Annotated in this window: 9 protein-coding genes and 1 pseudogene; 7 read left to right on the forward strand and 3 right to left on the reverse strand. The window is 72.5% G+C overall.

Features of this window, described 5'->3' with window-relative positions:
• Nucleotides 1–382 precede the first annotated feature (382 nt).
• The 4 genes from ACWGQ1_RS18325 (at nucleotide 383) to ACWGQ1_RS18340 (ending at nucleotide 4,866) form a co-directional block, all read left to right on the forward strand.
• Nucleotides 383–1,882 (forward strand): CoA-acylating methylmalonate-semialdehyde dehydrogenase, encoded by a 1,500-nt coding sequence (locus ACWGQ1_RS18325; protein WP_136029537.1) that lies wholly within the window; start codon nucleotides 383–385, stop codon nucleotides 1,880–1,882.
• 17 nt (nucleotides 1,883–1,899) lie between these two features.
• Nucleotides 1,900–3,081 carry an acyl-CoA dehydrogenase family protein gene (locus tag ACWGQ1_RS18330; RefSeq protein ID WP_452313521.1) on the forward strand — a complete coding sequence of 394 codons (1,182 nt, stop codon included), beginning with the start codon at nucleotides 1,900–1,902 and terminating at the stop codon, nucleotides 3,079–3,081.
• Nucleotides 3,078–3,965 carry a 3-hydroxyisobutyrate dehydrogenase gene (gene mmsB, locus ACWGQ1_RS18335; protein ID WP_452313522.1) on the forward strand — a complete coding sequence of 296 codons (888 nt, stop codon included), beginning with the start codon at nucleotides 3,078–3,080 and terminating at the stop codon, nucleotides 3,963–3,965. Before ACWGQ1_RS18330 ends, mmsB begins: the two co-directional genes overlap by 4 nt.
• 124 nt (nucleotides 3,966–4,089) lie before the next feature.
• Nucleotides 4,090–4,866 (forward strand): enoyl-CoA hydratase-related protein, encoded by a 777-nt coding sequence (locus tag ACWGQ1_RS18340; protein WP_136045045.1) that lies wholly within the window; start codon nucleotides 4,090–4,092, stop codon nucleotides 4,864–4,866.
• A gap of 91 nt (nucleotides 4,867–4,957) precedes the next feature.
• On the opposite strand, the gene ACWGQ1_RS18345 is transcribed toward ACWGQ1_RS18340, so the two are convergent.
• The 3 genes from ACWGQ1_RS18345 to ACWGQ1_RS18355 are packed head-to-tail and all read right to left on the reverse strand — an operon-like array spanning nucleotide 4,958 to nucleotide 6,405.
• Nucleotides 4,958–5,401, reverse strand: coding sequence for a YdeI/OmpD-associated family protein (locus ACWGQ1_RS18345; RefSeq protein ID WP_136045044.1), 444 nt, complete (start codon nucleotides 5,399–5,401; stop codon nucleotides 4,958–4,960).
• Between the two features lie 9 nt (nucleotides 5,402–5,410).
• A complete protein-coding gene (locus ACWGQ1_RS18350; protein ID WP_136029547.1) occupies nucleotides 5,411–5,869 on the reverse strand; it encodes an SRPBCC family protein in 459 nt (152 codons plus the stop codon).
• The gene (locus tag ACWGQ1_RS18355) at nucleotides 5,869–6,405 is read right to left on the reverse strand and encodes a MarR family winged helix-turn-helix transcriptional regulator (RefSeq protein WP_136029549.1); all 537 of its coding nucleotides are present in this window, start codon (nucleotides 6,403–6,405) and stop codon (nucleotides 5,869–5,871) included. The genes ACWGQ1_RS18350 and ACWGQ1_RS18355 overlap by 1 nt, the downstream gene beginning before the upstream one ends.
• Nucleotides 6,406–6,578: 173 nt before the next feature.
• On the opposite strand from ACWGQ1_RS18355, the gene ACWGQ1_RS18360 reads away from it, so the two are divergent.
• From ACWGQ1_RS18360 to ACWGQ1_RS18370, 3 genes and pseudogenes are all read left to right on the forward strand, one after another.
• Nucleotides 6,579–7,355, forward strand: coding sequence for an electron transfer flavoprotein subunit beta/FixA family protein (locus ACWGQ1_RS18360; protein ID WP_136029550.1), 777 nt, complete (start codon nucleotides 6,579–6,581; stop codon nucleotides 7,353–7,355).
• A 1-nt stretch (nucleotide 7,356) separates the two neighbouring features.
• Nucleotides 7,357–8,328 (forward strand): electron transfer flavoprotein subunit alpha/FixB family protein, encoded by a 972-nt coding sequence (locus tag ACWGQ1_RS18365; protein WP_136045043.1) that lies wholly within the window; start codon nucleotides 7,357–7,359, stop codon nucleotides 8,326–8,328.
• A gap of 2 nt (nucleotides 8,329–8,330) precedes the next feature.
• A pseudogene (locus tag ACWGQ1_RS18370) lies at nucleotides 8,331–8,896 on the forward strand (hypothetical protein); the annotation flags it as partial.

An 8,896-nucleotide genomic window follows, 5' to 3' on the forward strand; every position in this document is an offset into this window, starting at 1 on the left:
GGGGTGCGGACGCCGGGTAGGGTGGGGGCGCCAGGGTCGCGGCGCCAGCACGATTCTATTTCGCCGGAGCGCGGCGGCGTCCGCACGGAGAAGACCCCCGCCGACCCGATTCGGCGGGGGTCACGCGGCGTTGGGGGCCGCGACGGGAGCGAGAGCGCTCACCGTGCGCACGGAGGACGCGATTACCCGATCCGGTCTGAGTCACTGTCCGTGCACCTGCAGTTGTAATCGGCCGAGGTGACGCGCGGGTGAACGGGGTGCGAACGGCGCCGCTCGGGGTGGGGACCGGCCGTGCCCGGAGATACAAGGACATCCTCGTATTTTCACGGACGCCGGAGTAAACTCGCGATGTGCCAACGACGGCACGGAGGGATGTCACACAATGACCCGTACGATCCCGCACTTCGTGGGCGGAACGCTTCTCACCCCCGACGACGGACGCTTCGCCGACGTCTTCGATCCGAGCACCGGCGCGGTGCAGGCGCGCGTGCCGCTCGCCTCCGCCGAGGAGGTGCGCCGCGTGATCGCCACAGCCGAGGAGGCGCAGGCCGCCTGGGCCGCGACCAATCCGCAGAAGCGCGCGCGGGTGCTGCTGCGGTTCCTCGACCTGGCGCAGCGTGAGATGCAGTCGCTCGCCGAACTGCTGGCGAGCGAGCACGGCAAGACCGTCGACGACGCGAAGGGCGACATCCAGCGCGGCCTCGAGGTGATCGAGTTCTCCGCCGGAGCGCCCCACCTGCTCAAGGGGGAGTACTCCACCGGCGCGGGCGCGGGCATCGACGTGTACTCGATGCGACAGCCCCTGGGTGTCGTCGCCGCCATCACCCCCTTCAACTTCCCGGCCATGATCCCGCTGTGGAAGGCCGGGCCCGCGCTCGCCGCCGGCAACGCCGTGGTGCTCAAGCCCAGCGAGCGCGATCCTTCGGTGCCCGTCCGGCTGGCGGAGCTGTTCCTCGAAGCCGGGCTCCCGGCGGGCGTGCTCAACGTGGTGCACGGCGACAAGGAGGCGGTCGACACGCTGCTGAGCGACGACCGGATCCGCGCGGTCGGCTTCGTGGGCTCGACGCCCATCGCCGAGTACATCTACGCCACCGCGGCCGCGCACGGCAAACGGGCGCAGTGCTTCGGCGGCGCCAAGAACCACATGATCGTGATGCCCGACGCCGACCTCGACCAGGCGGTGGACGCGCTGATCGGCGCGGGCTACGGTTCGGCGGGCGAGCGCTGCATGGCGATCTCGGTCGCGGTGCCCGTGGGGGAGGAGACGGCGGACGCGCTCGCGGCCAAGCTCGTCGAGCGGGTCGCCCAGCTGCGGGTCGGGCCCTCGCTCGCGGCCGACGTCGACTACGGCCCGCTGGTCTCGCGCGACGCCGTGGACCGCGTCACCGGCTACATCCAGCAGGGCGTGGACGAGGGGGCGACGCTCCTCGCCGACGGCCGCGGCTTCACGGTGCCAGGGCACGAGGAGGGGTTCTACCTCGGGCCGACGCTGTTCGACCACGTGACGACCGACATGGCGATCTACCGCGAGGAGATCTTCGGCCCCGTGCTCGTGATCGCGAGGGCCGCGGACTACGAGGAGGCGCTGCGGATGGCGTCGGAGCACGAGTACGGCAACGGCGTCGCGATCTTCACGCGCGACGGCGACGCGGCCCGCGACTTCGCCGCCCGTGTGGAGGTCGGCATGGTCGGGGTGAACGTGCCGATCCCGGTGCCCATCGCGTACTACACCTTCGGCGGCTGGAAGCGCAGCGGCTTCGGCGACCTCAACCAGCACGGCGCCGATGCCTTCCGCTTCTACACGAAGACCAAGACGGTGACGAGTCGCTGGCCCAGCGGCATCCGCGACGGCGCCAGCTTCGTCATCCCCACCATGCACTGAACGCCCGAGGAACCGACATGACCATGACCAGCGTCACCACCACCGCCGAGGAGCGCGAGGCCATCCTCGACGCCGTCCGCGAGTTCGCCGAGACCGAGCTCGCCCCGCAGGCCGCCGAGCGCGACGAGAAGCACCTGTTCCCGCGGGAGTCGCTGAACCGCGGCGGCGAGCTCGGGCTCGGCGGCATCTACGTGAGCGAGGAGTACGGCGGCACCGGCCTGTCCCGCGTCGACACCGTCGCGATCTTCGAGGAGCTCGCCAAGGCCGACCCCGCGGTCGCCGCCTACATCTCCATCCACAACATGGTGGTGTGGATGATCGACACCTACGGCGACGACACCCAGCGTGCCGCCTGGCTGCCGCAGCTCACGGCCATGCGGGAGTTCGGCGGCTACTGCCTCACCGAGCCGGGGGTCGGATCCGACGCCGCCAACGTGGCGACCAGCGCCGTGCGCGACGGCGACGACTACCTGCTCACCGGCGTCAAGCAGTTCATCTCGGGGGCGGGCGAGGCGGCCGTGTACGTCGTGATGGCGCGGACGGGCGAGCCGGGAGCGCGCGGCATCAGCGCCTTCCTCGTGCCGGGCGACACCGAGGGGCTGAGCTTCGGCGCCCCGGAGAAGAAGATGGGCTGGCACGCGCAGCCCACCCGGCAGGTGATCCTCGACGGCGTGCGGGTGCCCGCAGCCGCGATGCTCGGCGACGAGGGTCGCGGGTTCGCGATCGCGATGTCGGCGCTCAACGGCGGGCGCCTCAACATCGCCGCCTGCTCGCTCGGCGGAGCCCAGGCGGCCCTCGACCGCGCCGTGCAGTACGTGCACGAGCGGGTGGCGTTCGGGGAGCCGCTGGCCGAGAAGCAGTCGATCCTGTTCGCGATCGCCGACATGCGCACCGACCTCCAGGCCGCGCGGCTCATGGTGCGCGACGGTGCGGAGGCGGTGGACGCGAAGGCGCCGGACGCCACGATGCGCTGCGCCATGGCGAAGCGGTTCGCCACCGACGCCGGCTTCGACGTCGCCAACCGCGCGCTGCAGCTGCACGGCGGCTACGGCTACCTGCAGGACTACGGCATCGAGAAGATCGTGCGCGACCTGCGCGTGCACCAGATCCTCGAGGGCACCAACGAGATCATGCGACTCATCGTCGGCCGGGAGATGCTGCGGCCGGCGGGGTCGGCGTCGATGCGGAGCGCCTCATGACCCGCGTGGCCTTCCTCGGCCTCGGCCACATGGGCCTGCCGATGGCGAAGAACCTCGTCGCGGCGGGACACGAGGTGCACGGCTTCGACCTCGTGCCCGCGGCCGTGGAGGCGGCGCGGGCGGCCGGGATCCCGGTGGCGGCCAGCGGCGCGGAGGCCGTGACCGACGCGGAGGTCGTGATCACGATGTTCCCCGCCGGGAAGCACGTGATCGAGGCGTATCGCACCGAGCTGCTGGCGGCGGCGGGCCCCGGCACCCTGTTCATCGAGTCGTCCACGATCGCGGTCGACGAGGCCCGCGCCGCGCACGCGCTCGCGCTCGCCGCCGGTCACCGCAACATCGACGCCCCGGTGTCCGGCGGGGTCGTGGGCGCCGAGGCCGGGACGCTGGCGTTCATGGTGGGCGGCTCGGACGAGGACTACGCGGCGGCACTGCCGCTGCTGGAGGTCATGGGCAAGCGGATCGTGCACTGCGGTGGCTCGGGTCTCGGCCAGGCGGCGAAGGTCTGCAACAACATGGTGCTCGCGGTGTCGCAGATCGCCGTGGCGGAGGCGTTCGTGCTCGGCGAGCGGCTGGGGCTCGAGCACCAGGCGCTGTTCGACGTGGTGTCGCAGGCGTCGGGGCAGTGCTGGTCGATCACGACGAACTGCCCCGTGCCCGGTCCGGTGCCTACGAGCCCCGCCAACCGCGACTATCAGCCCGGCTTCGCGGGGGCGCTCATGGCGAAGGACCTCGGGCTCGCGCTGCAGGCGATCGAGCAGACCTCCACCGACGCGAAGATGGGCCGGCTCGCGCAGCAGCTCTACGCCGCGTACGCCGCGGGCGACGGGGCCACGCGCGACTTCTCCGGCATCATCACCGACATCCGCGACGACCGCGTGTAGCACCCCCGTTGCGGAGCGCGGAGCGCCGGAGACCGGACGACCGGTTCCCGCGCGGGAGCGCCGACGACGGGCGACCGACGCGACGGGCGATACTGAAGCAGAACCACGACGGAGAGGGAGACAGATGACCGAGTACGAGACCATCCTGGTGGAGCAGCGCGGACGGGTCGGATGGATCACCCTGAACCGCCCGCAGGCCCTCAACGCGCTGAACAGCACCGTCGCCGAGGAGGTCACGGCCGCCGCGCTCGCCTTCGACGCCGACGACGGCATCGGCGCGATCGTCGTCACGGGTTCGGAAAAGGCGTTCGCCGCCGGAGCCGACATCAAGGAGATGGAGGGGATGTCGGCGGCGCAGATGCGCGAGACGGATCACTTCGGGGCGTGGCGGGATTTCGCGGCCGTGCGCACCCCGGTCATCGCCGCGGTGTCGGGCTTCGCGCTCGGCGGGGGGTGCGAGCTGGCGATGATGTGCGACATCATCCTCGCGGCCGACACCGCGCAGTTCGGCCAGCCCGAGATCAACCTCGGCGTCATCCCGGGCATGGGCGGCACGCAGCGGCTCATCCGCGCGGTCGGCTACTACAAGGCGGCCGAGCTCGTGCTGTCCGGCCGCTTCCTCGGCGCGGAGGAGGCCGAGCGGGCGGGACTGGTGTCGCGCGTCGTGCCCGCGGCGGAGCTGCTGGCCGAGGCGACCGCGCTCGCGGACGGTATCGCGGCGAAGTCGCTGCCGTCGGTGTACGCCGCCAAGGCCGCCCTCGATGCGGCCATGGAGACCACGCTCGCGGAGGGCCTCGCTCACGAGAAGGAGGCGTTCGCGGCGCTGTTCGACACGGCCGACCAGAAGGAGGGCATGGCCGCGTTCCGCGAGAAGCGCCAGCCCGACTTCCAGAACCACTGACCCCGGTTCACGGCTCCTCAAGACGCGGGACTGCTGCGCGCGCCGCGCGGTGTGGCGCCGGTTCGCCCGGGGTCCTGAGGGCTGTGAACGGTCAGCCGCGGAGACCGTCGAGGATCTTCGCGATCCGGCGGTCGCGCGTCGCCGGCTGCTTGGCGTCGGCGACCGCGCGCGCGTGCTCCTTGCGGGCGCTGGGGGAGAGGGCGTCGAAGGCCGCCCGCAGGGCGGGGTCGCCGTCGAGCGCCTCGGCCAGCGCGGGCGGCACGTCGACGGTGCGCTCGGCGGTGTCGAGGCGGATCACGGCGTCGACCTCCTGGTCGATCTCCACCCCGAGGTCGGCGCGAACCGCCTTGCTGAAGCCGATGAGGTTCTCGCCGCCCATGCGGGCCAGCCGCAGTCGCGCGGTGCGGCCGCCGATGGTGACGGCGACGGGGAAGCTCTTGCCGGCCCCGAACGAGGCGACCTGCTCGTCGGTGAGCTGAATCGCCGCGGCGGGACCGCGACCGGTGAGGACGGTGTGCAGGCGCAGTTCGCTCATGCCCAGAGGTTACGCCCGCCGCCCCTCGATCGCAGCGACCAGGGCGTCGTTGCGCTCGCGGATGAGCCGTTCCATGTAGCGGCCGAGCACCAGGGCGTCGACGAGGCGGCCGAGCGGCCCGAGGGGCGAGTGGAACGCGATGGTGTCGCGCATGAGGGTGCCGCGCGGATGCGGTTCGAAGACGTGCTCGTGCCGGAGGTCGCCGAACGGCCCGCGGAGCTGGCGGTCGGTGAACCGGGACGGCGCCTCGATGTCGAAGACCACGGAGCGCAGCCGGAAGGGGATCCCGAAGTGCCGCGCGCGCCAGGTCACCGTCGACCCCTCGGAGAAGCGGCCACCCGCGGGTTCTTCGATCATCGTCTCGCCGTAGCGGGCCATCGACGCGAGGTGCAGGGCCGGGTCGAGCGCGGCGTCGAACACCTCCTGCGGGGGCGCGGCGACGACCGTCTCGATCACGAACCGGGGCATCAGAGGGGCTCGGGGAGCGGGCGGGGGTCGATGAAGTCCCCGGCGTCGCGGCGCATGCGGGCGACGATCGCGACCAGTTCGGCGGCGTCGTCGTGGCTCAGGCCGGGGTCGGCGAACACGTCGGCGTTGAGCGCGGCGGTGGCACGCTCGACCAGGTCGCGTCCCTCCGCGGTCAGTGCGAGCATCGCGGCCCGGCCGTCGTGCGGGTGCGGCTCGCGCACGACGAGGCCGTCGCGGACCAGGCGCTCGGCGGTGCTGGTGACCGTGGTCGCATGCACCTGGAGGCGCGCGACCACGCTCGACAGCGGAAGCCGCCCGGTGCGGCTGAACGCGAGCAGCCGCAGCACCTCGTACCGCGCGAAGCTCAGCGCGAAGGGCTTGAGGGCCGCGTCGACCCGGGCGAGCAGCAGCTGCTGCGCGCGCATGACCGAGGTGACGACCGTCATGCCGTCGGCCGCGTCGGTCCAGCCGTGCGCGACCCACTGCCGCTTGGCTTCGGCGAGCGGATCGACGGGGAGAGGGCGAGGGCGGACCACGTCTCTACGGTACCGGCGCGTCGCGGGTTGCCTCGGACGCGGTCGCGCAGGGCGTGGCTGTCGGTTATGTATACATTCACCGCGGATTCGCGGGCCGCAGCCGGGGGTTTCCTCGGTTTTTGGCTACATAGACCGCCATGCCGATAGACTCGCCGTGTCGTGAGGAGCATTCGATGAAGATCTTCGTCCTGGTCAAAGAGGTGCCGGACACCTATGGCGATCGCAAGCTGGATCTCGAGACGGGGCTCGCGGATCGTGCGGCCGGAGACGTCGTGCTCGACGAGATCACGGAGCGGGCCCTCGAAGTGGCCCTGAGCTACGCCGACAAGAACGAGGGCACCGAGGTCGTCGCCGTCGCCATGGCACCCGAGGGGTCAACCGCGTCCGTGCGCCGCGCGCTCGCGATCGGTGCCGGTTCGGCCATCCACATCGCGGACGAGCAGCTCGCCGGTGCCGACCTGGGGCTCACCGCGGAGGTCCTCGCCGCGGCCATCCGTCGTGGCGCCCCCGACCTCGTCATCACGGGCAACCTCTCGACCGACGGCTCTGGCGGTGTGATCCCCGCCATGCTCGCCGAGCACCTGGGCTGGGCGCAGGCCACCGCGCTCACGTCCGTGGAGATCACGGCGGACGGCGTCTCGGGCACCCGGGGTGCGGACTTCGGCGGGCAGCAGGTCACGGCACCGCTGCCCGCAGTCATCTCGATCACCGAGGCGCTTCCCGACGCCCGGTTCCCGAACTTCAAGGGCATCATGGCGGCGAAGAAGAAGCCGCTGGAGGTGGTGACCCTCGCCGACCTCGACGTGTCGGCCGACCCCGCCGCGGCGCCCCGCACCATCATGACCGCGGTCGCGGAGAAGCCGCCGCGCGCCGCGGGCGTCAAGATCACCGACGAGGGCGATGCCGCCGACAAGCTCGTCGACTTCCTCGTGCAGAACAGGCTGGTGTGACATGGCGTACCCCGAGAACCCGATCCTCGTCCTGGTCGACCTCGACCCGTCGGGCAACGCCGCCAGCAGCACCGCCGCTCTGTTGGGGGCTGCGTCCGGCATCGGCACCCCCGTAGCCCTCGTCGTGGGCGGCGGGAAGGAGGCCGTGGATCAGGCCGCGGCCGCCGGTGCCGCCGTCGTGCTGACCGCCGAGGGCGATGCGACCGCGCTCACCGTGCCGCTCGTCGACGCCCTGCAGGCCGCGGTCGCGCAGGTGCAGCCCGATGCGGTGCTCGTGTCGAACTCGATCTCCGGACGCGACGTCGCCGGTCGCCTCGCGGTGCGCCTCCCCGGTGCGCTCGCCGCCGACGCCGTGGGGGTCTCCCGCGACGATGAGGGTGTCGTGGCCCACCACTCGGTCTACGGCGGGGCCTACCTCGTCGATGCGGCCGCGACCTACGGCACGCTCGTGGTCACGGTGCGGCAGGGCGCGGTCGACGCGCGGGCCGAGGCCGTCACCTCCCCGCAGGTCGAGCAGCTGACGGTCGCCCCGTCGGGTGCGGTCGCGGCGACCGCCGGTCCGGTCGAAGCCGTCGAGGCCACGTCGACCCGGCCCGAGCTGCGCGGGGCGACCCGTGTCGTCTCCGGCGGGCGCGGTCTGGCGTCGAAGGAGAAGTTCGTGCTCGTCGAGGAGCTCGCCGACGCGCTCGGTGCGGCGGTCGGCGCCTCGCGCGCGGCCGTCGACGCGGGCTACATCCCCCAGTCGCACCAGGTCGGGCAGACGGGTGTCTCGGTGTCGCCGCAGCTGTACGTCGCGCTCGGCATCTCCGGCGCGATCCAGCACCGGGCAGGCATGCAGACGTCGAAGAACATCGTGGCGATCAACAAAGACCCGGAGGCGCCGATCTTCGACGTCGCGGACTTCGGCATCGTCGGCGACGTGTTCACGATCGTGCCGCAGGTGATCGCCGCGCTCGAGGCGCGGAAGAAGTAGTCATGGCCACGCGGATGCTGCGACGCGGTCTGCCGCGTGTGCCCGGTGGCGAGCCGTGGCCGCCGGCCGACGTGTCCGTCGAGGTCGCGGATGCGGCCTCCGTCGGTGCGGATGAGGCGTCGGTGGCCCTCTCCGCCTCGCAGGCGCAGTCCGGGGCCGCTGTCGGTTCCGCGGCCGCGGAGGAAGGCGCGAGCGGTGTCGGCGTCGCGGCCGCATCGCCCGTGATCGAGACCAGCGCCGAGACGACCCCGCCGGCCGAGCCGAGCACGAGCTCCGCGGCCTCCTCTGTCGCCGCGCCGGCTCCCGCGACGGCCGCATCCGGGCCGTCGCGTCTTCGTCGAGGCCTGCCGCGCGTTCCGGGCGGAGAGCCCTGGCCGCCCGCGTCGGCCTCCGCCGGGCTCGGATCTGCGACCGGCGCCGAGCCCGCCCCCGTTCCCGAGGCCGCTTCGGTGACGGCTGCGCCCGGTGCCGCTGCTTCGGTGACGGCTGCGCCCGGTGCCGTCACACCCGGGATCGCTGCACCCGGTGCCGCGGCACCCGCGGTCGCCTTGCCCGCCGAGGGTGCCGC

This window comes from Microbacterium sp. NPDC055599 (assembly GCF_053618975.1).

Excerpts from the sequence above, each read along its gene's own strand:
- ACWGQ1_RS18325 (WP_136029537.1), top strand. The coding sequence starts at position 383 with ATGACCCGTACGATCCCGCACTTCGTGGGCGGAACGCTTCTCACCCCC.
- ACWGQ1_RS18330 (WP_452313521.1), top strand. The coding sequence starts at position 1,900 with ATGACCATGACCAGCGTCACCACCACCGCCGAGGAGCGCGAGGCCATC.
- mmsB (WP_452313522.1), top strand. The coding sequence starts at position 3,078 with ATGACCCGCGTGGCCTTCCTCGGCCTCGGCCACATGGGCCTGCCGATG.
- ACWGQ1_RS18340 (WP_136045045.1), top strand. The coding sequence starts at position 4,090 with ATGACCGAGTACGAGACCATCCTGGTGGAGCAGCGCGGACGGGTCGGA.
- ACWGQ1_RS18345 (WP_136045044.1), bottom strand. The coding sequence starts at position 5,401 with ATGAGCGAACTGCGCCTGCACACCGTCCTCACCGGTCGCGGTCCCGCC.
- ACWGQ1_RS18350 (WP_136029547.1), bottom strand. The coding sequence starts at position 5,869 with ATGCCCCGGTTCGTGATCGAGACGGTCGTCGCCGCGCCCCCGCAGGAG.
- ACWGQ1_RS18360 (WP_136029550.1), top strand. The coding sequence starts at position 6,579 with ATGAAGATCTTCGTCCTGGTCAAAGAGGTGCCGGACACCTATGGCGAT.
- ACWGQ1_RS18365 (WP_136045043.1), top strand. The coding sequence starts at position 7,357 with ATGGCGTACCCCGAGAACCCGATCCTCGTCCTGGTCGACCTCGACCCG.